23 protein-coding genes and 1 pseudogene are annotated in these 25463 nt (G+C 61.0%); 5 read left to right on the top strand and 19 right to left on the bottom strand.

Features of this window, described 5'->3' with window-relative positions; all coding sequences use genetic code 11:
- Positions 1-40 precede the first annotated feature (40 nt).
- The 11 genes from AC1RLZ_RS16605 to AC1RLZ_RS16555 form a co-directional block, all read right to left on the bottom strand.
- Positions 41-655, bottom strand: coding sequence for a ribonuclease D (locus AC1RLZ_RS16605; RefSeq protein WP_371423490.1), 615 nt, complete (start codon positions 653-655; stop codon positions 41-43).
- Between the two features lie 125 nt (positions 656-780).
- Positions 781-2457, bottom strand: a complete 1677-nt coding sequence (locus AC1RLZ_RS16600) for a thiamine pyrophosphate-binding protein (RefSeq protein ID WP_493189490.1) — start codon at positions 2455-2457, stop codon at positions 781-783.
- Positions 2458-2505: 48 nt separating this feature from the next.
- Positions 2506-4008: a tripartite tricarboxylate transporter permease gene (locus AC1RLZ_RS16595; protein ID WP_371423488.1), complete on the bottom strand. Its 1503-nt coding sequence runs from the start codon at positions 4006-4008 to the stop codon at positions 2506-2508.
- Positions 4005-4454, bottom strand: a complete 450-nt coding sequence (locus AC1RLZ_RS16590) for a tripartite tricarboxylate transporter TctB family protein (protein WP_371423487.1) — start codon at positions 4452-4454, stop codon at positions 4005-4007. Before AC1RLZ_RS16590 ends, AC1RLZ_RS16595 begins: the two co-directional genes overlap by 4 nt.
- An 81-nt stretch (positions 4455-4535) precedes the next feature.
- Complete coding sequence (locus tag AC1RLZ_RS16585; protein WP_371423486.1) at positions 4536-5501, bottom strand: Bug family tripartite tricarboxylate transporter substrate binding protein; 966 nt, start codon at positions 5499-5501, stop codon at positions 4536-4538.
- Between the two features lie 45 nt (positions 5502-5546).
- Positions 5547-6968: a UbiD family decarboxylase gene (locus AC1RLZ_RS16580; RefSeq protein ID WP_493189489.1), complete on the bottom strand. Its 1422-nt coding sequence runs from the start codon at positions 6966-6968 to the stop codon at positions 5547-5549.
- Between the two features lie 119 nt (positions 6969-7087).
- Positions 7088-7708, bottom strand: a complete 621-nt coding sequence (locus AC1RLZ_RS16575; RefSeq protein WP_493189488.1) for a TIGR02444 family protein — start codon at positions 7706-7708, stop codon at positions 7088-7090.
- Positions 7671-8276: a UbiX family flavin prenyltransferase gene (locus tag AC1RLZ_RS16570; RefSeq protein WP_493189532.1), complete on the bottom strand. Its 606-nt coding sequence runs from the start codon at positions 8274-8276 to the stop codon at positions 7671-7673. The genes AC1RLZ_RS16575 and AC1RLZ_RS16570 overlap by 38 nt, the downstream gene beginning before the upstream one ends.
- Positions 8266-8646 (bottom strand): cupin, encoded by a 381-nt coding sequence (locus AC1RLZ_RS16565; protein WP_371423483.1) that lies wholly within the window; start codon positions 8644-8646, stop codon positions 8266-8268. The genes AC1RLZ_RS16570 and AC1RLZ_RS16565 overlap by 11 nt, the downstream gene beginning before the upstream one ends.
- A gap of 24 nt (positions 8647-8670) precedes the next feature.
- Positions 8671-10170: a 4-hydroxyphenylacetate 3-hydroxylase family protein gene (locus tag AC1RLZ_RS16560; RefSeq protein WP_371423482.1), complete on the bottom strand. Its 1500-nt coding sequence runs from the start codon at positions 10168-10170 to the stop codon at positions 8671-8673.
- A gap of 49 nt (positions 10171-10219) precedes the next feature.
- Complete coding sequence (locus tag AC1RLZ_RS16555) at positions 10220-10750, bottom strand: flavin reductase family protein (RefSeq protein WP_371423481.1); 531 nt, start codon at positions 10748-10750, stop codon at positions 10220-10222.
- Positions 10751-10904: 154 nt separating this feature from the next.
- Here AC1RLZ_RS16555 and AC1RLZ_RS16550 point away from each other — a divergent pair, with 154 nt between their 5' ends.
- Complete coding sequence (locus tag AC1RLZ_RS16550) at positions 10905-11486, top strand: MarR family winged helix-turn-helix transcriptional regulator (RefSeq protein ID WP_493189487.1); 582 nt, start codon at positions 10905-10907, stop codon at positions 11484-11486.
- A 27-nt stretch (positions 11487-11513) separates the two neighbouring features.
- On the opposite strand, the gene AC1RLZ_RS16545 is transcribed toward AC1RLZ_RS16550, so the two are convergent.
- Genes AC1RLZ_RS16545 through AC1RLZ_RS16520 form a run of 6 tightly spaced genes read right to left on the bottom strand, consistent with a single transcriptional unit; the run spans position 11514 to position 19560 of the window.
- Positions 11514-12203, bottom strand: a complete 690-nt coding sequence (locus tag AC1RLZ_RS16545; RefSeq protein ID WP_493189486.1) for a response regulator — start codon at positions 12201-12203, stop codon at positions 11514-11516.
- Positions 12200-14920: a DUF4118 domain-containing protein gene (locus tag AC1RLZ_RS16540; RefSeq protein WP_493189485.1), complete on the bottom strand. Its 2721-nt coding sequence runs from the start codon at positions 14918-14920 to the stop codon at positions 12200-12202. The genes AC1RLZ_RS16545 and AC1RLZ_RS16540 overlap by 4 nt, the downstream gene beginning before the upstream one ends.
- A gap of 56 nt (positions 14921-14976) precedes the next feature.
- Positions 14977-15582: a K(+)-transporting ATPase subunit C gene (locus AC1RLZ_RS16535; protein ID WP_493189484.1), complete on the bottom strand. Its 606-nt coding sequence runs from the start codon at positions 15580-15582 to the stop codon at positions 14977-14979.
- Between the two features lie 11 nt (positions 15583-15593).
- A complete protein-coding gene (gene kdpB / locus AC1RLZ_RS16530; RefSeq protein WP_493189483.1) occupies positions 15594-17717 on the bottom strand; it encodes a potassium-transporting ATPase subunit KdpB in 2124 nt (707 codons plus the stop codon).
- A gap of 21 nt (positions 17718-17738) precedes the next feature.
- Complete coding sequence (kdpA, locus tag AC1RLZ_RS16525; RefSeq protein WP_493189482.1) at positions 17739-19442, bottom strand: potassium-transporting ATPase subunit KdpA; 1704 nt, start codon at positions 19440-19442, stop codon at positions 17739-17741.
- A gap of 28 nt (positions 19443-19470) precedes the next feature.
- On the bottom strand, positions 19471-19560 hold the full coding sequence (locus tag AC1RLZ_RS16520) for a K(+)-transporting ATPase subunit F (RefSeq protein ID WP_081421711.1): 90 nt from the start codon (positions 19558-19560) through the stop codon (positions 19471-19473).
- A 380-nt stretch (positions 19561-19940) separates the two neighbouring features.
- Between AC1RLZ_RS16520 and AC1RLZ_RS16515 the strand changes: the two genes are divergently transcribed.
- The 3 genes from AC1RLZ_RS16515 (at position 19941) to AC1RLZ_RS16505 (ending at position 22069) form a co-directional block, all read left to right on the top strand.
- Complete coding sequence (locus AC1RLZ_RS16515) at positions 19941-20399, top strand: hypothetical protein (RefSeq protein WP_493189481.1); 459 nt, start codon at positions 19941-19943, stop codon at positions 20397-20399.
- A gap of 72 nt (positions 20400-20471) precedes the next feature.
- Positions 20472-21437 carry a 2-dehydro-3-deoxygalactonokinase gene (locus AC1RLZ_RS16510; protein ID WP_493189480.1) on the top strand — a complete coding sequence of 322 codons (966 nt, stop codon included), beginning with the start codon at positions 20472-20474 and terminating at the stop codon, positions 21435-21437.
- Positions 21434-22069, top strand: a complete 636-nt coding sequence (locus AC1RLZ_RS16505; protein WP_493189479.1) for a 2-dehydro-3-deoxy-6-phosphogalactonate aldolase — start codon at positions 21434-21436, stop codon at positions 22067-22069. The genes AC1RLZ_RS16510 and AC1RLZ_RS16505 overlap by 4 nt, the downstream gene beginning before the upstream one ends.
- Before the next feature lie 285 nt (positions 22070-22354).
- Here AC1RLZ_RS16505 and AC1RLZ_RS16500 read toward each other — a convergent pair whose 3' ends face one another.
- Together AC1RLZ_RS16500 and AC1RLZ_RS16495 are read right to left on the bottom strand one after the other, a co-directional pair.
- On the bottom strand, positions 22355-23134 hold the full coding sequence (locus AC1RLZ_RS16500; RefSeq protein ID WP_493189478.1) for a DUF2182 domain-containing protein: 780 nt from the start codon (positions 23132-23134) through the stop codon (positions 22355-22357).
- Between the two features lie 33 nt (positions 23135-23167).
- Positions 23168-23800: a DUF1326 domain-containing protein gene (locus tag AC1RLZ_RS16495; protein WP_493189477.1), complete on the bottom strand. Its 633-nt coding sequence runs from the start codon at positions 23798-23800 to the stop codon at positions 23168-23170.
- A gap of 700 nt (positions 23801-24500) precedes the next feature.
- On the opposite strand from AC1RLZ_RS16495, the pseudogene AC1RLZ_RS16490 reads away from it, so the two are divergent.
- Positions 24501-25244: pseudogene (locus AC1RLZ_RS16490) on the top strand (caspase family protein); the annotation flags it as partial.
- Between the last annotated feature and the right edge of the window lie 219 nt (positions 25245-25463).

Here is a 25463-nt window from a genome sequence, read left to right as displayed (position 1 = left end):
CCCCTCAGATGTTTCAGAAAGTCACTTCGCCGCAAGCCGGTCACGAATGGGCGAAAATGTCTTCGTTTTCCCAGCCCGATAGGTCGAGCTTGGCCCGGGTCGGCAGGAATTCGAAACAGGCCTGCGCCAGCTCCGTGCGGCCCTCCCGCGCCAGCATCACGTTCAGCCGCTCGCGGAGCCCATGCAGATGCAGCACGTCCGATGCGGCGTAGGATAGCTGGGCCTCACTGAGGGTCTGACTGCCCCAGTCGCTCGACTGCTGCTGCTTCGACAGATCGACGCCGAGGACTTCGCGGACCAGATCCTTGAGGCCGTGTCTGTCGGTATAGGTGCGGCACAGGCGGGAGGCGATCTTGGTGCAATAGACCGGCGAAGGCATGACGCCGAGCGCATTGTAGAGCGCAGCGAGATCGAAACGCGCGAAGTGGAAAAGCTTGGTGACCTTGGGATCGCCGAGGAGCTTCTTCAGGTTCGGCGCATCCGTGTGGCCCGCCGGAATCTGCACGACATCAGCGCTTCCATCGCCGGGCGAAAGCTGCACCACGCATAGCCGGTCGCGATGCGGATTGAGACCCATGGTCTCGGTGTCGATCGCCACCGAATCGGTGTAGCGGCTCAGATCCGGCAGATCGCCGCGATGCAGGCGGATGGTCATGGTCTCAGTTGCCTCTTTCAGCGCCCGCGATTCGAGGGCTTCAGGAGACTTTAGCGCCCTATCGCAGGGGTGACGAGAGGTTCCCTTCAGATTGGAAAGCCCGGACGGGCTTGCCCGGACTGGCCTTAGAGACTGCGGTCAGGCGTCAGCTGATTGCGGTTGACGCGCAGTTCGATGATCGCGGGGCGCTCCGCCGCCACGGCCCGCGCGAAGGCGGCCGGGAAGTCGTCATGCGCCTCGATCGCCTCGCCGTGGGCGCCGTAGGACTGCGCGAGCACGGCAAAGTCGGGATTGAGCAGATCCGTGCCGCTCGGGCGATTTGGAAAATTGAGTTCCTGGTGCATCCGAATCGAACCATACATCGCGTTGTTGACGATGATGACGATGATCGGCAGTTGCTGCTGGACCGCCGTGGCGAATTCCTGCGAGGCCATCATGAAGCAGCCGTCGCCGGCCAGGCAGACGACCCTGCGTTCCGGATGGCGCAGCTGCGCGGCAATGGCGGCCGGCAGGCCGTACCCCATCGAACCCGACTTTGGCGCGATCTGGGTGCGGAGCTTGCGGTAGCGATAGTAGCGATGCAGCCAGATCGTGTAGTTGCCGGCGCCATTGGTCACGATCGCATCGTCCGGCAATTCGGAATTCAGATGATCGATCACCTTGGCCAGATCGAAGGGCGGCGCATCGGTACGTGGCTCCTGATAGTCCTCATAGGCCTGACGCGCTTCAGCACGCCAGCCGGCCCATGCGCTACTCTCAAGCGACGGCAATCTGGCGAGCGCCTCGGCGAAGCGCGACGAATTGGCGGGAATGCCGAGTGTCGGAACATAGACACGGCCGATCTCTTCCGGACCCGGAAACACATGGATCAAGACCTGTTTGGGCGTCGGAACCTCAAACAGCGAGTAATGATTAGTGGTGACGTCACCCAGTCGATCACCAATCACGAGCAGCAGATCGGCCGTCTTCACCCGCGCCATCAGCGGGCGGCTGCAACCGAGGCTGATATCACCGATATATTGATCGCTGCGGTTATCGAGCACGTCCTGGGAACGAAAGCCGGCAACGACAGGCAGATCATTGCGTTCGACAAATGCTCTGAACTGTTCGGCCGCAGTGGCCGTCCAGCCGAGATTTCCGACAATGACCAGAGGTCGCTGCGCTTTCTGCAACAGCGCGTGGACGTCAGCCATCTGCGCGTCTGAGGGGGCCGCCTCGATGGCTGTCGCCGGCGCCGCATCAGCGACCTCGCTGACAGAACCGAGAACATCTTCCGGAATCGACAACACGACGGGTCCCGGACGCCCCTGCATCGCGACATGGAAGGCACGGCTGACCAATTCCGGAATGCGGTCGACGGAGTCGATCTCGGCCACCCATTTCGTCATATCATCGAAGGTTCGGACGTAGTTCATTTCCTGAAAGGCTTCGCGGCCCAGATGGCCTCGCGGCACCTGGCCCACGATCAGGATCATCGGCGTGGAATCCTGCCACGCAGTGTGTAATCCGAGTGCGGCCTGCATGGCTCCCGGACCGCGACTGACGACGCAAATGCCGGGCCGTCCCGAGATCTTGCCGTCGGCTTCCGCCATATGGGACGCCGTTGTCTCATGCCTGCAAACGACGAAGCGGATCCCGGCATCCGGCTCATAGAGCGCGTCAAAGATTGGTAGTGCGCTTTCACCGGGCACGCCGAACATGCGATCGACGCCGTTGCGGCGGAGCGCCGCGACGAGAAGCTCGCCACCATTGCGCAGAACGGCCTTGTCGACCGATGAGGAAACCGGGGCGTGCTTGTTCATGGCGTCTCTCGTTCTCTTGTCATTCGCACCGCCGACAGAGGGCTGGTGTCACTCCTGAAAGACTTCGTTCCGGCGTTTGCTGATCGACGGCATGACGATGGAGATCAGCAAAGCTGCAGACAGGAGGAGAAGCACGAGGCTGATCGGCCGCTGCAGAAACACCATCGGATCGCCATGCGACGTGATCAGGCTGCGGCGGAAATTCTCCTCGACCATCGGACCGAGCACGAAGCCCATCAGCAATGGCGCAGGCTCTGCATCCAGCTTGCGCAGGATATAGCCGAGAGCCGTGAAGCCCACGGTCATATAGATGTCGAAGCTCGAATTATTGACCGAGAACACGCCGATCGCACAGACCACGACGATAATCAGATAGAGTATACGATACGGCACATTGAGCAGCCGCACCCAGATCCCGATCATCGGCAGATTGATGATAACCAGCATCGCATTGCCGATAAACATGCTGGCGATCAGACCCCAGAACAGATCCGGCTGGCGCGAAATGATGGTCGGCCCCGGCGCGATGCCATGCAGCGTCAGCGCACCGACCAGCAATGCCATTGTCGCGCTGGTTGGAATACCCATGGTCAACAGAGGCACGAACGATGTCTGCGCGGCGGCGTTATTGGCCGACTCCGGACCCGCAACGCCTTCGATGGCGCCGTTACCGAACCGTTCCGGTGTCTTCGATACGCGCTTCTCGAGCGCATAGGATGAGAAAGACGCAATTGTCGCACCACCACCGGGCAGGATACCGAACAACGTGCCCAGCAACGTGCCGCGCATCACTGCGCCCCAGGCTCCGCGCAACACTTTGAAGGATGGCCAGATGCTGGTGATTTTCGAATGGTTGACGATGCGGGTGGAAACGCCTTCGAGATTCGAGATCACTTCGGCCACACCGAACAGGCCCATCACCAGCGCGACGAAGTTGATGCCATCGGACAACTCGATCAGACCGAACGTCATTCGCGCTTCGCCGGTATTGATATCCATACCGACCATGCCAAGCAGCAGGCCAAGGAAGATCATCGACACGGCGCGGAATGCCGAGCCGTTGGCCAGCACAACCGCGGATACGAGGCCGAGCACCATCAAGGAAAAGTAATCGGGCGACGCAAACTTCTGCGTCATCAACGCCAGTGGCGGACCGAGGAGCGCTATCACGACGGTGCCGAAACAGCCGGCAATGAAGGAGCCGATTGCAGCAATCGCCAGCGCCTCGCCAGCCCGACCCTGCTGCGCCATCTTGTAGCCGTCTATGGCGGTGACGACGGACGTGGACTCGCCCGGAATATTGACCAGGATCGCCGTGGTCGAGCCGCCATATTGCGCGCCGTAGTAAATACCGGCGAGCATGATGATGGCCCCGACCGGATCGAGGGCGTAGGTGGCTGGCAGCAGCAACGAGATGGTGGCCACCGGACCCAGACCGGGCAGTACGCCGATCAATGTTCCGCAGACGGCACCGATCAGACAGAACAGCAGGTTGATCGGCGTGGCGGCGACCGAGAAGCCATGGCCGAGCGCGGCAAACAGGTCGATCATGGCAGCACGCTCACCGGAATCTTGAGAAGCCAGACAAAAACGATCGAGGATACGATCGCCAGCGCGACAGCGGTGATTACGCTGGCCAGCCAGGTGGTTTCACGCGAAGCGAAATGCGCCAGGCCGACTTGCACCACGATCGAAATGGCGAGCCCGGCCCGCTCGACGAGCAAGCCGAACGCGGCAAAGGACAGCAGAATGAAGAACAAGGGACGCAGATGAACCGCACCGACCGGAACACCTGCAGTCGTCAGTCCCTTGACGATCATGACGAGACCCATGCCCAGCAGGATCAAGGCCAATCCGAGCGGGAAGTAGCCTGGACCCATCTCGAGCACGGTGCCGACGGTCAGCGTGCGGATATAGAGCAAAGCGACGGCCGCAACCACGACGAGAAGCAAGCCCGTGTAGAAGTCCGAATTCCCACGCTGCGCGAGTGATTTCATGGCGGGCCCTTATGCCGTTTGCCGTCGAAACGAAGGTCGGATGGCACCTGCGTGAAGCAGGCCCCACCGAGGATCACGCACTCAGGTCTTCTTCTCGGAGATTTCCTTGAGCAGCGTGCGCCACTGATCGACTTCCCGGGTGATCTGCGCCGTGTATTCGGCAGGCGTCGTAAACACCGTCGACGCACCAGCGACCGCCATATTCTTCTTCACTTCCGGATCGGCGGCCATTTTCTTCAGGGCGTCCGACACCTTCGCGACGATCGCATCCGGCGTCGATGCCGGCGCCATGACGCCGTTCCACGATTCCACTGCATAGCCAGGCGACACCGTCTCCGCTACAGTTGGAAGCTTCGGCGTGAACTCGCTGCGGGTTGCGGACGTCACGGCCAGTGCGCGGACGGTATTGGCCTCGATCTGCGGCAGCGCGTCCGTCATGTTGGTGAAGGACAAATTGACTTCGCCCGAGACCACGGCTGCGGTTGCCGGCGAGCCGCCCTTGAATGGCACGTGAGTCATCTTGGTGCCGACACGCGCATCGAACAGTGCGACCGAGAAATACATCAGCCCGCCTGCACCGCTGGAGCCATAGGTCAGCTTGCCCGGATTGGCCTTGGCGTATTTGACGAGATCTTCCATCGAATTGATTGGCAAAGATGGATTGACAATCACGGTTTGCGGAATCGTGCTGACGACGCTGATCGGTTTGAAGCTCTTGATCGGATCGTAAGACGTGGTCTGTGCGACCGGCGCGATCGAGATTGCTCCGACGCTGCAGACGCACAGCGTGTAGCCATCGCCCGGAGACTTCGACACCAGATCGGAACCAACGATACCACCACCACCGGCGCGATTATCGACGATCACCGTCTGCCCCAGCTCTTTCTCAAGGAAACGCGCGGTGATGCGACCGACCGCATCCGTGTAGCCACCCGGCGCATAGGGCACCACGAGTTTGATCGGCTTTGTCGGCCAGTCCTGCGCAGATGCGACCGTGGCGCTCAGTCCGGTGCCCATCAGCAGGGCCGCTGCAAGAAGTCGCTTCATCAGTGATTCCTAACCGTTGAGAGAAAGTCGAGAGGGCTTCAGATACTATGCAATGTTCGTTCCTACGAGCCCGAGCGCCTGCGTGGCCCTGTCTTCACCCGCGGCAAAATGACTGAGTTCGATATCGGTCTTTGCGAATTCGACACGCCGGAACTTGTCCTGATCCTCGAACGGTACCGTCGCATCGATGCCCAGCTTGGTGCGAATGCCTTCCTTGCTGACGCGTACATATTCGTGGCCACGTGCGCCCGGAATGAGAATGAGATCGCTCGATGCTTCCATGCGTGTCGCCACCGCATATTCGACATCGATGGGATCGCGAATATCGATGTCGTGGTCGACCATCGTAATCAGATCGAGATCCTTCAGCGCACCAAATGCCGCCATCATCGCATTGCGCTGGAGGCCGTTATGCTGGCGGCTCTGCTTCTTGACCTGAATGACCGCGTGGAAGCGATGCAAGCCGCCGGAGGTCATCTCAACGTCGGTGACAATCGGAATCGCCGATTGCAGCACCTTGAGCAGGCTGGCCTCGAGAACGTATTTACGCAGAATGATCGTCTCGCGCCCGAAACCGTTGATGACATGATAGATCGGCCGCATGCGATGCGTGACGGCCGTAATTCTCAAAACGGGCGCATCCGCCGCTGGTGCGGCGAAGCCGACAAATTCCCCGAACGGACCTTCGGGGGCCACGTCATCGACCAGGATTTCACCTTCCAGCACGAATTCACATTCGGCCGGCACGATCATGTCCTGCGAGACGGCCCTGGCCACCGCCAGCGGCTTGCCGGCGAGACCACCGGCAACAGCCAGCTCATCGGCACTTTCCGGCATCTGCGACCCCATGGTCGCCGCCGTGAAATGCAGCGCCAGATCCGTTCCGATACAGACCGCAACGGGCAGCGACTTGCCCTGCGCCTTGGCGCGCTCGAAAGCGAGGCGGAGATGACGACCGAAGTCGAGCTTGATCGCGACGCGATCCGGCCCAAGCATCTGTAGCCGATGATATGACGCGTTGTAGATGCCGGTCTCGGGGTCTTTGACGACGACGATGCCGGCTGTGATGTAACGCCCTGCATCCCCCGGCGCATGAAACAGCGCCGGCAGCATCTTCGTGATATCGAAACCGCTCTTCAGGACGACTTCCTGGGACGGCGCGTTGACGACGACTTCCGGCGGAAGCGGACCACCCATGGCGCGCTGTACCAAGCCACGGATACCGTTGAAATCGAGGCCGAATGCGGCCTCGCAATTTTCCTTCGAGCTCAGCAGATTCCCGACCAGCGGAACGTCGTAGCCTTTAACCGACGGAAATAGCAGCGTTTGCCGCCCATCGTGCTTTTTCAGCACCGCCGCGATCTCCAGATGCGGATCAGCAGGCTTCTCGAATGTCAGAATACGGTCGCTTTTGGCGAGACGTGCCAGTGCGGAACGGAAGCGGGTGTCGAGGATCTGCTGCGTCATGTGGATTTTTGTTCTCTTCTCGCCTGATCACAGAATTGCGAACAAAGATAGCTAAGCACCAAAGCTAGTCAAGCGTGCTCGCTAGGCACAGACTGACTAATTTGGCAGCGTGCAATGCATCATTGCACGAATTTATCAGTAGCTGAGAGAAGTGTGTCGAAGGCGGCCTGCAGGCTGCCGATCTGATGACGACGCTCCTCGCCCAGTGCTAGCAGCACGACGTCACGCATGACGCCGCCAATCGCTTCCCGCGCCAGTCTGCGGTCCTGAGATACCCTGCCCTGCAGCCAGGCAGCAAGCAGATCGTTCTCAAGACGCTCGGCGATCAGTTCGCTCGCCTTGATCTGGGACCGCAGACTGTCGGTCGCTTCGGAGGGTGCGGGCGCTGGGCCGGATTTCAACGCCGTGCGGAGTGCGCGAAGGGGACGAACCACCTGTTCGCGCCATGGGCGGCATTCATTGTCCATCTCCTTGATGTCGGGAACGGTCAGGAGGATACGCCGCTGCGCCGCTGCGAAGGTCACCACCAGCAACATCATGACATCGACGCCGGTATCGGCCTGCAGCTTCAGGCAGGCGTCGGACACGCCGGGCTCTGCATAGAGCTTGAGGGCGAAGGCCCAGCTCTCTGCTGCAAGGTCCCGGCCATCATCCGTCATTGCCGTCGCGCCGCCACGCTTGTCACGTCCGGCAGCGGCGCGGTCATGGGATATCCCGGGTCTTGGCGGGATTGAGGCCATTCCAGCGGCTCACCACATCGGTATGGATATCGAACAGATCGAGTACCCGCCCCAGCGTCTGGTCGACCATCTGCTCGATACTGGCTGGCCTGGCATAGAAGGCGGGGACCGGCGGATAGACGATGGCGCCGATTTCAGTCACTGCCGCCATCGATTTCAGGTGGCCGAGATGCAGCGGCGCTTCGCGCGCCATCAGCACCAGCCGACGACGTTCCTTGAGTACGACATCAGCGGCACGCGTCACCAACGACGAGGTCACGCCGCTGGCGATCTCCGCCAGGCTGCGCATCGAGCACGGCGCGATCACCATGCCCATGGTCTTGAACGACCCTGAGGAAATCGTCGCGCCTATATTGTCCGCCTGATGCACGACGTCAGCCAGATCGGTGACGTCGGACACTTTGAGATCCAGCTCCTGGGTCAGCGTGATCTTGGCCGACCTGCTCAGCACGAGATGCGTTTCGACGTCAGTTGCCTGCAACAGCCGCAGCAGACGGACACCATAAATGGTGCCCGATGCCCCGGTGATGCCAACGATCAGACGCCGCGACGCTGTCTCAGACTGGATCGAAATAGTGGATCTCCATCAGCACGCAACCGCCTACCGACTTGAACGGACCATGATAGGCACCGGGGGGACGGCAGGCATAGGTGTTTGGCTTGAAAGACTCGCCGCCATTGCCCTGCTTGTCATTGCCGACGATCAGATCGCCGGTGAACAGGAATACCTCTTCCCAGTATTCGTGCACGAATGGCTCGGTGGTGTAAACGCCCGGCTCGAAACGCAGCAGGCGGGTCCGGCTGCCACGCTTGTTCGCCTCGTCGAGCGCGCCCGACAGGATCTTCTGCTGGATGCCGGCCGGATAGCCCGCAGGCGTCTCCCATCCCGAGGACATATCGACGGTGCGGAATTCATCGTGAAGTTTATTGATGGCCATGGTCAGATTTCCTGAAGGAACGGATCAAGCGACAGCGCGCGGCGAGGTGACCGGCGCTGCAGAGGTGGTGACTTCATCAGCAAGGTCATAGCTGGACAACATCTTGTCGAGCAATGCCGCCGACCTCATCCAGTCATAGGTGCGGAAGGCATGCCCCTTGGTGACGAAGGTCGCGCCGGCAAAGAACATCTCATATTGCGAGTGACGCGAGGCGAATTCGGAGCCGACCGCGTCCCAGGCCAGCTTGTAGAATTTGACCTTTTCGGTCGCGCTGGCGGCTGGTGACTGCTGGGTCTTGCCGATCAGGCGCGCCAGTTCCGGATTGGCGAAGTCCTTCACCGACGACGGCAGCATGATCATCCCGCCGCCGGCGAGTTCGCGCAGGGTGTTGATGACCTTGGAATAGAGTTGCTGGGTCAGAACCTGCGCCGAATACAGCATGGCCCGGTCCGGCACGTAGTAGGCGCCGCGCTGCGTGCCCTTGGTCTCCATCGCAACCACAAAGGCCTCGACCATCGACACTTCGGCGGCGAGCTGGCCGAGCATTTCCTTCACCTGCGGGAAGCCGGCGATACCGTTGGTCTCGGCGGTCCGGTATGCGATGCCGATCAGGAAGCGCAGCTTCACCGAGAGCCGGATCATGGCCTGGTAGTTCTGATACACATGCGCCGGAGTGGCGTGGAACTGCTTCTGGCACATCGCGATGTCATCGACGATGAACACGCGATCCCAAGGCACCTTCACGTCGTCGAAGTACAGCACGGCATCATTTTCATCGAACCGGCTCGACAGCGGGTTGTCGAATACCGACGGCGACGCAGCCTCGTACGACTTGCGCGACAGCACCTTCAGACCCTTGGTGTTCATCGGAATCGCGAAGGACACCGCATATTTCTCGTCACCGGGCTGCAGCGGCTGAATACAGGTGACGAACACCTCGTTGGCCATGATGCCGCCGGTCGCCAGCATCTTGGCGCCACGAATCGTCAGACCCTCGGCATCGCGCGACACCACGCCCGCCGACAGGAACGGATCGGCCTGCTCCGCCGCGCTCTTGGAGCGGTCGGCCTGCGGGTTGATAATGACGTAAGTGAGGTAGAGGTCGTTGTCGCGGGCGTAGCGATAGTAGTCAGCCAGCGCCTTGGCGCGCGCCTTGTCGTAAGCCTCGAACACCTCGACACCCATATACATACCTGCGATGCAGGAGGCGACGTGATCCGGCGCGCGGCCCATGAACCCCGCATGCAGCTCGGTCCAGGCCTCCAGCCCGTGGCGACGATTGACCAGCGCATCATAGCTGCCGGGCAATTCCCAGATCCGGTTGGCGCGGGTACCGGTCTCGGTCTCAAAGGTCATCAGGTCGCGATTTTCCGGCGCGCTCTGAAAATCGAACATCCGCCCGATCGACGCTACCGCACCGCGGAATGCCGGATGGGTGGTCACGTCATCCACCAGCTCGCCATCGAGATAGATTTCACGGCCGTCGCGCAGGCTCGCGATGTGCTGTTCGCCGGTCTTGATCATGGGTTGCCTCGGTCACTTTCAGTCATGATGAGCATTCAGGTGCGTTGTTTCAGTAGTGCATCGGCAGCGGCCATTCCGGACTGCGCTCGGTGCTCGCAAGGCTGCGATAGGCCCCGCGGAAGAAGATCAACGGCTCGTTGGCCGGATAGGCGGCGAACTTCACCACCCGGCCGACGAAGATTACATGGTCCCCGCCGTCATATTGCGCGTATGGCGCGCATTCGAAGTGCGCGAGCGCGCCGGCGATCAGGGGCGCCGCCTCATGGCCCAGCGTATGCTCAACCGCCGCCCACTTATCGTCGAGCGCCCTGGCGAACTTGTTCGACAGGCGCTCCTGGTCGCGGCCGAGAATGTTCACGGCGTAGCCCTTGGCCTCGGTCATCGCCTTGAGGCTGAAGGCCTTGCGATCGATTGAGAACAGAATCAGCGGCGGATCGACCGAGACCGAGTTGAACGAACTCATGGTCAGACCGATCGCATGACCATCGGCGGCTTCGGCCGTGATCACGGCGACACCGGTGGCAAACTGCCCGAGCGCCTGGCGGAAGGCGCGGGGATCCACGTCCGCAGTGGCGCCCATGGTCATCTCCTGATCGCAAAACCTGAACGGCACGTATTAGCTTTATAACAAAGCTATATTATCGAACGAAAGCTCGTGCTGTCAAGCATGGCTGATCTGCCCCGCGCTGGTTCCAACTTGTTTGTAAGTAACGCCGCCGCTATACGACTCATAGGTGTGCGGGGGCCTGATGGCGACTAGAAGCAAATCACGTAAAATGAAGGTAGAGCCGACGATTTCGCGGCCACAATTGATGGTCGACGGGTCGGATCGGGCTTTCCGTCAATTCGTTCATGACACTTTGGCGTTTTCGGCGCGGCTTCAGGCTGTGCGCGGACAGCTCGGCGCGGTTATTGGCCTATCGGGCACGCAGTATACGGTGCTGATCGCGATTGCTCATTTGAGCGGCACAGATGAGAAGATTGGCGTCAATCAGGTTGCCGAGCATCTGCACTTCAGTGGCGCGTTCATTACCATCGAAATCAACAAGCTGGTATCAAACGGCCTTGTCGAGAAAGAGACCGACGAGGAAGACCGCCGCCGCGTCATCCTGACCATCACCCCGAAAGCGCGTGCATTGCTCAATGAATTGGCACCCGTTCAGCGTCCAGTGAATGACATGCTGTTTCGCAGCATGACCGCTGCCGATTTCGAGCGAACACGCAAACTCATGTCGGAGATGGTGGAAGCCGCCGACGAGGCGATCCGGCTGCTGGACTACAACGCGCCGGCATCGTTGGCGCGGCAGACGAAATAGCCTGCCGCGCAACTGTTTTATAGTTGGCTATTCTCCGGCGCGCAGCCGATAGCCAATACCCGTTTCCGTCAGGACGAATTGCGGGCGCTCCGGATCAAGCTCGATCTTTTGCCTGAGCTGGCGGACATAGACGCGCAGATATTGCGCGTCGGTGAGCTCGTCCCACAATTCCTTCAGCAGAAACCGGTGGGTCAGCACCTTGCCGGCATGCTGCACCAGGACCCGCAGCAGCTCATATTCCTTCGGTGACAGTTTCACGTCGCGGTCGCCGACCTTCACAATCCGGCGCACCAGATCGACGGACAATTCTCCGGAGCGGAATACCGGCCGCTCGCCATGAACCTGTAGCTGATGCCGGAGAGCGGCCCGCATCCGCGCCAGCAACTCATCCATGCCGAACGGCTTGGTGAGATAGTCGTCGGCACCGAGATCGAGCGCCTGCACCTTGCCCGCTTCATCGCCGCGGCTGGACAGCACCACGATCGGCACACTGTCGTCGCGGGCGCGAATCATCTGCAGCAGATCGTGGCCCTGGATGTCCGGCAGGCCCAGATCGAGAATGATCAAAGCGGGCTTCTCCGCCAGTTTCTCCAGCGCGATCTTGCCATTGCTGGCCTCAAGGACGTCATAGCCCTGGGTGCTGAGGCCCATGCGCAGCAATTTGCGGATCGGCGGCTCATCATCGATGATCAGGACCTTGATGGCGGCGGTATTCATGCGGCGGTGTCCAGAGCTTCGGAGGCCGGCGGGATGGGAAGACGAATGGTCAGCACGGCACCACTGCGGTCGACGCGGTTGGCGGCCGAAATGGTGCCATGCATTGCCTCAACGAAGCCCCGAGAGATCGCAAGGCCGAGGCCAGTGCCCGCCCTGACATGATCGCCCTTGTTGGCGCGGTAGAATTTATCGAACACCTGCTCGAGATCGGCGGGTGGAATGCCCGTCCCCTCGTCGGTCACCTGCAGCAAAACCGACTCCTTGTCGCGCATCGCCTTGATCGCGATGGCACTGTTGTCCGGGGCATATTTTGCGGCATTGTCGAGCAGGTTGAATAGCACCTGCTCGAACAGCACGGCGTCAAGCTGCAGCATGGGCAGGTCCGGCGCCAGATCCAGCGCAACGCGATGCTTGATGAGGATCTTGCCGCCCCGGCGCAGCGCGCTGCCGACGATCTCTGCGAGATCTTGCGGCGTTGCGTTCGGGACCACGGCACCGGATTCCAGCTTGGTCATATCAAGCAGATTGGCGATGAAACGGTTCAGCCGTTCGGATTCGTCGATCACCGTACCGAGCAGGTCGGCTTTTTCAGCCTCAGTGAGCTTCGACGACAGGTCCCGCAGCGTGGAAGCTGCACCAAGCACGGAGGCCAGCGGCGTCTTCAGGTCATGCGAGATCGAGGTCAGCAGCGCCTGACGGAGCCGGTCGGATTCGACGTTGCGCTGAGCTCGGTCCATGTCTTCCACAAGTTGCACACGCTCGATGGCCAGCGCGCTCTGGTCCACAAGCGCATCCAGCAAGCGGCGCTGATCCGGTGTCAGCAGCGGACCTGTACGATCATCGTCGATGCCAATCACGCCGATCGGTCCACGGCCGGTGCGCATCGGCAGAAACAACCGCTTGGCACCTGGCAATGTGTCGGAGCCACGACCGGCCGGTCGATCGTTGCTCCAGGCCCAGTTGGCAGCGGCCAGATCCGCCTTGTCCAATTCATCCTCAGGCGGATAGCCCGCTTTAACGGTGATGACGCCCTGTTCCGGCAGCAAAAGCACGACGCGCACCTTGAGCATCAATGCGATCTGATAGGCGCTCGCCCACAGCACATCGTCGAGCGCCGCCGTGCCGGCGAGTTTGCGACTGAACGCGTAGAGCGACTCGGTTGTCCGCACCCGACCGAAGGCCGAGACGGCCTGCGTGCGCACCCGTGCCGCGACATTGGACACCAGAATAGCGATCAGCATGAAGAAGAAGAACGCCGCCACATTGGTCGGATCGGTGATGGTGAGCGTGTAGACCGGTGGCAGGAAAAAGAAATTATAACAGAGTGATGCCACCACGCTTGCCATGATCGATGGCCACAGCCCAAAGCGAACCGCGACGACGACTACGGCTGTGAGGAACACCAGATCGACGTTCTCGACCCCGAACATCGGCCGCATCAGCATAGCAGCACCCAGCGCAACAGCCACGATCGCCGGTGCCGCGAGATAGGGCTTGGCATCGAATGGCTCGACGCGATCTGTCATCTGCGCGCGTTTCGCGGCAGGCTCCGTGGGCAGCGCATCGCCAGCAATCACATGCACGCTGATATTGCCGGCGCGCTGAACGAGATCATGCACCACCGAGCCGCGCACCAGCTCGAACCACCATGACCGCGATGCCTTGCCGATCACGATCTGGGTGACGTTGTTGGCATGGGCATAGCCGAGCAGATCGTCGGCGATCCGCCGTCCAGCGCCCGGAATCGTCAGGGCTTCGGCACCAAGCGTTTCGGCGAGCCGCAGCGTATCGGCCAGCCCGTCGCGCTGTTCTTCAGTGAGTTGAAGGCTGCGCCGCGTCTCGATGCTGACCGCCGCCCATGGTGCGTGAAGGCGATCCGCGAGACGCTTGGTGTAACGGACCAGCCCGGCCGAGCGCGGGTCCTCACTGATACAGACCAGAATACGCTCGCCGGCGGCCCATGGACCGGCAATGGCGTTGGCCTGCATATGAGTGAGCAGTTGCTCATCGACGCGATCCGCTGTGCGGCGCAACGCCAACTCGCGTAGTGCAGTGAGATTGCCGGGCGAAAAATAATGCTCCAGCGCACGCTCGGCCTGTTTGGGAACGTAGACCTTGCCTTCCTTCAGGCGCTGGATCAGATCGTCCGGGGTGAGGTCGATCAGCTCGATGGCGTCAGCCCGATCGAACACCGAATCCGGCACGGTCTCGCGCACCCGCACATGGGTGATCTGCGCGACCACATCATTCAGGCTTTCGATGTGCTGGATATTCACTGCCGTATAGACGTCGATCCCTGCGGCCAATAATTCCGCGACGTCGAGATAGCGCTTCGAGTGCCGGCTGCCCGGCGCGTTGGTATGGGCGAGCTCATCGACCAGTGCGATCTGCGGGCGCCGCGCGATCAGCGCATCGAGATCCATTTCCTCGAGGACCTGGCCCTTGTGATCGATACGGCGCCGGGGAATGACTTCCAGATCCGCGAGCAGCGCCTCGGTCTCAGCGCGGCCGTGGGTCTCGACAACACCGACCACGACATCGACGCCCGCCTTGCGCCTGGCATGGGCGCTCTGCAGCATCTCATAGGTCTTGCCGACGCCGGGAGCGGCGCCGACGAAGATCTTCAACCGCCCGGCCGCATCTTCCTCGCGCCTTGCCGTTTCCAGCAAGGCCTCAGGCGAAGGTCGTCGGTCGGGATCGCGGCGCTGATTTGCCATAAGGCAATATAGTCTCCGCCAAGTCTTAGGCTAGATGAGGCTTGGGCCTGGACGGCCTATTTGGGTGCGACGGCGTCCAGGGCGAGATTCAACGCGAGAACATTAACGCGCGGTTCGCCGAGCAGACCGCCCAGGCGGCCCTCGATCTTCTCGGTCACCAACTGACGGACGCGATCCTCGGGCAGCTTGCGCGCCTTGGCGACCCGAGGCACCTGAAACAGTGCGCCCTCCGGCGAGATGTTCGGGTCGAGCCCGCTGCCCGACGTGGTGACGAGATCAATCGGCACCGGCATCGATGGATTCTCCGCCTTCAGTTTCTCGACGTCATCCTTGACGCGATCGATCAGCGCCTTGCTGGTCGGGCCGAGATTCGAGCCCATCGAGTTAACAGCATTGTATGGCTGCGGCACTGTCTTGGTAGAATCCTGGGGGTCGGCACCGGTGGTTGCCGAAGGGCGGCCGTAGAAGTAGTTGTCGCCCTTGAATTCCTGACCGATCAATGCAGAGCCTATCACCTTGCCGTCTCTTTCGATGAGGCTACCTTGCGCCTGGCTCGGCATGATCGCCCCGGCAATGCCCGTCATCGCAAGCGGATAGCCGAGGCCGGTGATGGCAGTGAGGCCGAGCAGCAGAACGATGGCCGGGCGAATTTCTCTCAACATGGCGTGACTCCTCAAACCAGGTGCAGGGCGGCGACAACGAGGTCGATCGCCTTGATACCGATGAACGGAACGATGATGCCGCCGAGGCCGTAGATCAGCAGGTTGCGGCGGAGTAGTGCGCCTGCGCCGATCGGGCGATAGCCGACGCCTTTCAGGGCCAGCGGGATCAGCGCGATGATGATGATCGCATTGAAGATGATGGCCGACAGGATGGCGCTCTGCGGGCTTGCCAGCTTCATGATGTTGAGTGCTTCGAGCTGCGGATAGAAGGCGAGGAAGATCGCCGGGATAATGGCGAAATATTTCGCCACGTCATTGGCGATCGAGAACGTGGTCAGCGCCCCCCGCGTCATCAGGAGCTGCTTGCCAATTTCGACGACCTCAATGAGCTTGGTCGGATTGGAGTCGAGATCGACCATGTTGCCGGCCTCGCGCGCCGCCTGCGTGCCGGTGTTCATGGCGACGCCCACATCAGCCTGCGCCAGTGCCGGGGCGTCATTGGTACCATCACCGCACATGGCGACCAGCTTGCCTTTGGCCTGCTCGTCGCGGATAAGCTGCAGCTTGTCCTCCGGGGTGGCCTGCGCGAGGAAATCATCAACACCGGCTTCGGCTGCGATGGCGGCAGCCGTCATCGGATTATCGCCGGTGATCATGATGGTCCGGATACCCATGCGACGCAGTTCGGCGAAGCGCTCGCGGATACCGCCCTTGACGATATCCTTGAGATGAACGACGCCAAGCAGCTTGCCGTCACGTGCCACGGCCAACGGTGTGCCACCGGCCTTTGCAATCTCGTCGGAGATCGCCTGGATCTCGCGTGCCGTATCCGACATGGCAGCAGGCTGCATCGCGCGCGCAGTATTACCGGATGCCACGGCGAACGACCCACCACCGTTGACGTAAGCCAGCATCGAATCCACCGCGCCCTTGCGCACCGACGAGCCACCGGCGTCGACACCGCTCATCCGGGTCTGTGCGGTGAACGGCACGAAGGTCGCTGATAGTTCGGCCATGTCGCGGCCACGAATGCCGTATTTCTCCTTGGCCAGCACGACGATGGAGCGACCCTCCGGGGTTTCGTCCGCGAGCGATGCAAGCTGCGCCGCATCGGCCAGTTCCTGCTCGGTCACGCCACGCACCGGACGGAAGGCTGTCGCCTGACGATTGCCGAGCGTGATCGTGCCGGTCTTGTCGAGCAGCAACGTATCGACATCGCCGGCCGCCTCCACCGCGCGGCCGGACATCGCCAGCACGTTGAAGCGCACGAGGCGATCCATCCCGGCAATGCCAATGGCCGACAGCAGCGCGCCGATGGTCGTCGGGATCAGCGTGACGAACAACGCGACCAGCACCACCACCGAAATCGAACCACCCGCGTAAGCCGTGTAGCTCGGGATCGTCACCGTGGCGAAGACGAAGATGATCGTAAGACCGACCAGGAGAATGTTCAGCGCAATCTCGTTCGGCGTCTTCTGTCGTTCGGCGCCTTCCACCAGTTTGATCATGCGATCGATGAAGGTCGAGCCCTGCGCTGCGGTGATGCGAACGCGAATCCAGTCGCTTAGCACCTGCGTGCCACCGGTGACTGCCGATCGGTCACCGCCGGACTCGCGGATGACAGGCGCGGATTCACCGGTGATGGCAGCCTCATTCACGGAAGCAACGCCTTCGATGACTTCGCCGTCGGAGGGGATGGTGTCGCCGGCTTCCACCAGCACGACATCGCCGACTTTCAGGCTGGTGCCCGAGACCATGCGGTAGCTCTTGTCACCAGAATCGCTGCCGGTGAGCAGTTTGGCCTGGCTTTCAGTCCGCGTCTTCTTCAGCGACTCCGCCTGCGCCTTGCCGCGGCCTTCGGCGACAGCTTCGGCAAAATTGGCGAACAGCACGGTGAACCAGAGCCACAGAATGATCTGGAACGTGAAGCCCAGATCGCTCCCGCCCATGATGGCATTCTTGATGAAAATCACCGTGGTAAGCGCGGCCACGACTTCGACCACGAACATCACGGGATTCTTGATCATCAATCGCGGATCAAGCTTGGTAAAAGCCGATCGGATCGCAGGCAACACGATTTTCGCATCCAGCATGGCCGAGACCGGCACCCGCTTCTGCAGTTTCAACGTTTCCATGGTGAGTACTCCGAAATCCGATCAGAACAGGGTATTGGCGGTCATCGCGAGGTGCTCGACAATCGGCCCGAGCGCGAGCGCCGGGAAGAAGGTGAGACCGCCGATGATCAGGATCACGCCGATGACGAGGCCAACAAAGAGACCGCCGGTGGTCGGCAGCGTACCGGCCGATGGCGGGATCGATTTCTTCGCGGCCAATGATCCGGCCAGCGCCATGGCAGGCACGATCATGAAGAAGCGGCCGACGAACATCGAAGTCGCCAGTGTGAGGTTGTAGAAGAACGTATTGCCGGTGAGGCCGCCGAAGGCCGAACCGTTATTGCCGGTCGCCGAAGTGAAGGCGTAGAGCACTTCGGTAAAGCCATGCGGTCCGGCATTGGCCATCGACGCCACGGCCGACGGCAACACCATCGCCACCGCGGTCCAGCCGAGATACATCAGCGGCAGGGCGAGAATGGCGAGCATCGCCATCTTGACTTCGCGCGCCTCGATCTTCTTGCCGACATATTCCGGCGTGCGGCCGACCATCAGACCGGCGACGAAGATTGCCAGCACGACGAACAGCAGCATGCCATAAAGCCCGGCGCCGACGCCGCCGACGATGATTTCGCCGAGCTGCATGTTGATCAGCGGGATCATGCCGCCGATCGCCGTAAAGGAATCATGCATCGCATTGACCGCGCCGCAGGAGGCCGCCGTGGTGACGACAGCGAAGAGCGACGACGCGACGATGCCGAAGCGCAGCTCCTTGCCCTCCATATTGCCGCCGGTGAGTCCAAGCGCGTTGAGGCCCGTGGTGCCCGAGGCTTCAGCGCCATAGGTGATGGCGACGCCGGTGACGAACAGCACCCCCATCACGGCGAGAATCGCCCAGCCCTGCCTGGGGTTGCCGACCATGCGGCCGAACACATTGGTCATCGCCGCACCCAGCGCGAAGATCGAGATCATCTGGATGAAATTCGACAGCGCGGTCGGGTTCTCGAACGGATGCGCAGCATTGGCGTTGAAGAAGCCGCCGCCATTGGTGCCGAGCATCTTGATGGCAACCTGCGATGCCACCGGGCCGACCGCGATGGTCTGCTTCGCACCCTCGAGCGTCGTGGCATCGACATAGGCGCCAAGCGTCTGCGGAATGCCCTGCCAGACCAGGAACAGTGTGTAGACGATGCAGATCGGCAAGAGGATGTAGAGCACGCAACGAGTGATATCGACCCAGAAATTGCCGATGGTGCGCATCGACGACCGTGCAAAACCGCGGATCAGGGCCACGGCCAATGCGATGCCGGCCGCCGCCGACAGGAAGTTATGTACGGTCAGGCCCAGCATCTGGGTCAGATACGACATGGTGCTTTCGCCGCCGTAGTTTTGCCAGTTGGTGTTGGTGATGAAGGAGATCGCGGTGTTGAAGGAGAGATCTTCGGCGACTGCGGATTGCCCGGCAGGATTGAACGGCAGCACGGCCTGCAGCCGCATGACCGCATACAGGCCGAGGAAACCGACCACATGAAACAGCAGCATGCCGACCGTATAGGTCAGCCAGTGCTGCTCGCGTTTCTCTTCAACGCCGGCAACCCAATACAGCCCGGCTTCGACCGGTCGCAGAATCGGAGAGAGGAAAGTACGCTCGCCGCTGAAGACTGATGTCATGTAGCCGCCGAGCGGCTTCACCAGCACAAGAACCACGCTGCAGTACAAAGCGATTTGAATCCAGCCAATTGTTGTCATGTCAGTGGACCTTTTGGATTGCGTGCGCTCAGAACCGCTCGGGCCGCAGCAGCGCGTAAGTGAGATAGATCAGCAATGCCGCAGATACGAAGCCGGCAAGCGTGTAATCGAAAATCATGATGCGCTCCTTACAGCCGCTCGCAGGCATAGGCATAACCCAGCGCGAGAATGAAAAAGCCGAGCCCGAGGGCCAGCATGACGACGTCCAGCATGGGAAGCTCCTGATGCACTGGCTGCAGCGGCGGAAAGGAAACAGCTCTCGCGCCTGATGCAGGATCAGGTGCCAGTCAGGACGTAGGTTTTCGAGATGGAGTGGACGGTGACCTTATAGGAATCTCATAAAGACGCGGAGAAGCGCATGCCCCTGCGTCGCCAGTCCTCAGGCGCTTATGCAGCCTTTATATCTTTGTGCCCGAAGCTGTCTCGTATTCGAATGGCGGACGACGGACATTGCATGATGCGGCCTTCCGAAGATCGCGCTGCTCATGGAGACCCGTCATGTCGTTCATCTCGCTTCAGCACACGCTCCTTTCCGAAGCGCCGTCCGAAACGACTCCGCTTGACGCGATGAGCTTCACCGCGATCTGCCTCGCCACCTGCAAGCGCTTACCCGCCATGCGCCGCACGACGGAAGCCCAACGCCTCGATCGCCTGGTCGCCGCCGGCGCCTGGACCGATGCCGCGCTTGCCCTGATCGCGATCGAACTACCGCGGTGGCAACTGCGTCGGCTCGCTTATGACGAAGGTGAATGGCATTGTGCCCTCTCGAACCAGCGTGACCTTCCAGACTGGCTGGACAGCGCCGTCGAGACGCGTCACCCGGACATGGCGACGGCGATCCTGGATGCATTTCGCGCTATTGTTAGCGGCGGAGGTACGCCGCATCTGACGCAAGCGTCCGTGCACGCAATCCAGCGCACCGATTCCGAGCCGATGCTGTGTGAGAATTACTGTTGAATGAAGAGGACCGGTGCGAAGTGCTGTAGCTCGACCGTCTTGAACAGCCTTCCATGAGCGAGACTTTCGGCTATGCTCGGCACAAATTCATGCCATGGCAAGCCGGAGCAAAACGTGACATCAGGCAAACCGGCTTTCGTCGCGGTCGATTGGGGCACCAGCAGCTTTCGCGGCTGGTTGACGGCCGCCGATGGCAGCGTGCTTGCGGAGACGCGCGGGCCTGAAGGCATGCTGCATTGCGCGGCTGCCGGCTTCGCGCCGGTGCTCGCTGATCATCTCGCCAGGCTTGGCGGAATGCAGAACCTGCCCGTGTTGATCTGCGGCATGGCCGGCGCACGGCAGGGCTGGATCGAGGCTCCCTATCTGCACACACCGACACGGCTCGACGCCTTGCACGACGGCGCGAAGCGTGTCGATACACAAGGCGACGTGCGTATTCTGCCCGGCATCGCCCAGGCCGACGCCGCGGCGCCCGACGTTATGCGCGGCGAGGAGACGCAACTGCTCGGCGTGACCGAGCCTCACTTCACCGGTCTGGTCTGCATTCCGGGCACCCACAGCAAATGGGTCTGGATCGACGCCGGCAGCGTGGTGTCATTCACGACCTATATGACCGGCGAACTATTTTCGGTCATCACTCAGCACAGCATCCTGAAACACGCCGTCGATCGCGATGCGGGTTCGCCCGCCGCGAATGACGCATTCCGCGATGGCTTGCAGCGCGCGAGCGATGCGCCGATCGGCTTGACCGCCTCGCTATTCAGCTTGCGCGCGGCGCAACTGCTAGGCTTCCAGCAACAGGCCGACGGCGCGGCTCGCCTGTCGGGCCTCCTGATCGGCACGGAAATCGCCGATGCGGGATCGCGCTATGGCACGCGGCATCCAGTGCGCCTGATCGGCGCCGGCGCGCTCAAGGATCTCTATGCGTCGGCGCTTGCGGCTGCCGGTTTCGAGGTCGCCATCGTCGATGCCGAACGCGCGTCGCAACACGGCCTGACCAAGGCCGCAATCCATCTGTGGGGAGCTCAGTTCACATGAACCAGCCAATCCGTTGGCCCAGCGTGAAGCGTCCGCTCGTCGCCATTCTGCGCGGCGTGCAGCCCGACGAGGTGGAGGGCATCGTCGAGACGTTGATCGATACCGGCTTCGAAATGATTGAAGTGCCGTTGAACTCGCCTGATCCGTTCGATTCCATCGCGCGTATCTGCAAACGATTTGGCAATGACGCCCTGATCGGCGCCGGCACCGTCCTCACCGCAGATGACTGCGCCCGCGTCGCCGATGCCGGTGGACGCCTGATGGTGAGCCCGAATGTCGATGTCGATGTGCTGGCAATGGCGGTGAGCCGCGGCATGGTTACGATGCCCGGCGTGTTCTCGCCAACCGAAGCTTTCCTCGCGCTGCGCGCGGGAGCTTCTGCACTGAAATTCTTTCCGGCATCGATCCTCGGCCCGTCCGGCATCGCCGCCATTCGCGCGGTTCTGCCCAAGGATGCCGTGATCGGGGCTGTTGGTGGTGTTTCCGACCGGAATTTCGCGGACTATGTCGCCGCCGGCATACAGGCCTTCGGCCTCGGCAGCAGCCTGTACCGACCTGGAATGAGCGCTATCGAGGTGAAGGCGACCGCACAGGCATCTGTCGCGGCTTATGATCAGGCGATTGCCCGCTAGAAGCAGGGTGCGATGTCTATTCGCGGTTGGCGCGCGCTTCGCGGCGGCGGCACCTCCATGCCCGCACGTATCGAACGCTCGGCCTCAAACCGCCAAATTCACTGAATTGCTCTGAATATCAGAGACTCTGGAGCACTGTGGTGCCCGGGAAAGGATTGTTGGCCAAAGGCTTTTCCACGAGCAAAATCAAAACTTATCGCCACCGCAAATGAGCGCTTCGTAAGACTTAGATGTACCGACGTCGATCTAACTTCGACCACCGACGCTGGCATGAAACTCGTTAAATTAAACGAACGAGCGGGCAAGTACAAAGATGCCCGAAGCGCCTAGCGCGACACCGGCGGCGCGGCTGAATGCGCGGCCGCGCGGTAGCAATTTCTCGAATGCGACATAGAGGGCGATGCCGGCAATCCAGACAAGATTCATGACGCCGCTAATAAACAATAGTGCCATCAGAAACCAGCAACAGCCGAGGCAGTAGCCTCCGTGCCGCAGGCCCATGCGAAGTGCGCCCCCTGCACCCGGTTGCCAGTACCGGCTCAGGAACAGGACCGGACTCTGGCAGTAGTGAAGACAGGCGTACTTGACCGGCGTGAACTGATAAAATCCTGCGGCAAGCAGAACGAGACCGCCGAACACGGCGCTTGTACTTGCCAAAGCCGTTGACAATAGCCCGAGTCGTTCGAGGCTCCACTGTATCAGGATCGCGACGAGGCTAAAACCTGCCCACACCAGGAGATAGCCGCCGCAAAAGATCCAGGCCTCTGCCGACGGATTAACAGAGGCCTCTTGCTTGCGGCGGATTGTCGTAAATAACAGGATCATGGGAGCAGCACTCGGCACCATCATGGCGATCATCATGACCCACCACATGACGAACACGAGCGCAGCATAGAGCGGCGACCAAGGCATTGGCTCATCCATCGCCATGTCGGCCATGTCGGTGTCCATACCGGCCCCGATAACCAGATATATCCACGCCAGCGTCACCACACAGGCCAGCCCTACGGCAACGACAAGGCGGTCGCGCCGCATCAGGTGTTCCAGCGCCAATAGCTCAGCCATTGGGTTCACATCCGTACAGCACTCAACATGGCATCAGGCCGCGACGCCGTCGGGCGTCTGTACGACGTTTGCGAGAGAACTGTGTGTGCCCTTGGTGTCGAATTTAATTGCCCCGGTCGAGTGGATGTTGGCAGACGCAATCTCGGCGGAGATGTGCTCAAAGCCCTCAGGCATCACCACTTGAATGCGATGGGGAGCGCCCGTCACCGGGTTCTTGATCGGCTCGACATCGGTTTCCAGCACGCCCTTAGCGACGAGTCGCGCGACGCGCCCATTCCTGTCGAACGAAAACTCGAAGGGCACAAACAGCGGATCATGGATCTTGGTTACGATCAGGCTGAAGATATGAAACATTGTGCCTTCAGCCGAATTTTTGCCCGACATGATCTCGAAAAGGGCCTGGCGCTGCTCCGGCGTGGCGCGCTCATCAATGATCGGCTGCAGCTGCCCATTGCCCTCATGCAGCGCTCCAGGAAAATCAACTGTTGCCGCGAAAACGAGACCATCGAGCCTGGTATCTCCGAAATGGCCTTTGGTAATTCTCATGGCTACCATACCTTTGCAGGAGCCATGAGTCGGCGGGGCATTGAAATCGCAGGGACAGCCGAATGCGCAGTTGCAGTTCTTGATCCATTCGCCTTCGAGACGCCAGTTAGATGCAGCCATGGCACACCTCCATCGCCTTGTCCGCGGGACTATGTAGCCGCCTGATAATCCAATTGTCTCGAAAATCCGGATCAATGCGGGATCGGGACTCGATTTGAATGCCCTGCATCATTCCGGGAAACCACGCGACGGTTAACGGACCGGCGACCTGTTGTCCCAACCGCGAAAGCATATCACCCGGCGTTCTGAGCGTACAGGTGCATTCGTCGCTCTCGAGCTGAGCTTTGGTAAAGCCGGGCGATGTCCGGTGTAGGTCAGTCGCTACAGGTTATTTGCTGCCGAGCCAGCGGCTGCACGGCGGATCGCGCAGCGGTACGACAAAGGAAAACGGGCTGCCCGTCAGGTTTGAATTGGGCGAACGAACTCGCCAAGCCGTCGATGATTACATCAAGGCCCCCACACCAGCATGACCACCCGCCATCATGCGCGTCCTGGATCGGACTGGATCGGCGGTGCCGGACTTGATCCGAAGCTGTTTGCGACGCATTCGCGGCGACGCACAAAAAGCTACCCTGATTTATCGGCGCACAGGCAACCTCAGGTCCGTCCGGCATTTGCTCGGACATACCAAGATCGAAAGTAACTATCCTGCTGCTCTCATCATGCTCTTTGGTCGCGTCTTAATTCCGACCAGTTCCATTCAGAATTCGTTCAACGCCGTTGAATTTATGTGTAACGCTGGACCCAACGATTTGGCGGGATGGTCATGACATCGATCTCGAAGTTCGCTGCTTTTCTGTTGGCACTCATGCTGGTCGGTGGAAGCACATCGAACGCCGCGCCGTCCGAACGGCGCATCGCTCTGGTGATCGGCAATGCGAACTATCAGGCAGGTGCCCTGCCGACCCCCGCGAACGATGCCGGCTTGATTGCGCAAACACTTCAGGCTGCCGGCTTCGACGTCACCGGGGCACGAGATCTGGATCAGGATTCGCTGCGTCGGACGTTCCGGGAGTTCCTGGACAAGGCATCGTCCTCTGGACCGGAGACGGTCGCCTTCATCTATCTTGGCGGGTATGGATTGCAGCTTGAAGGCGAGAATTATTTCGTGCCGGTCGATGCCAGGATCGCTCGCGACGTCAATATATCGGCGGAAGCGCTCCGGTTATCCGACTATATGGCTCCGCTTGCCGCGCTGAAATTGAAGGCGAGCATGGTGGTCCTCGACATTGCGCGAACCAATCCCTTCGCCAAAATCGGCCCCCCGCTAACCGGCGGACTGGCACTCGTCGAGCCCGAACAAGGCATGTTTATCGCCTTCAATGCGGCACCTGGTACGGTGGCACCCACTGAGGCCGGGCCCTATTCGGCATATGCCCAAGCGCTCGCCGAAATGATGCGTGAAGGCGGGCTGCGGGTGGAAGACCTCTTCAGCCGCATTCGGCTCCGCGTTAACGAGACAACCAAGGGCGCGGAAGTCCCGTGGAATGCGTCGAAGTTAGAGGCGCCATTCTATTTCTTCGACCGCGCGCCCGACGCGCCTCCGCCTGCGGTTTCGCGTGAGCAAGCCTCCTCGATCCGATCAAGACCGCTTCGCGATTTCAGCTCGCAGGAAGCCTACCTGGCCGCCGTGGACCGTGACACGCTGGAGGACTACGAGGCCTTCCTCGCTGCCTATCCCGATGATCCGATGGCGCGGCGGGTTCGCGCGATCGTCGCGGCG

It is taken from the genome of Tardiphaga sp. GW822-FHT04G09 (assembly GCF_058800725.1).
This window is presented reverse-complemented; position numbering and strand designations above follow the sequence as displayed.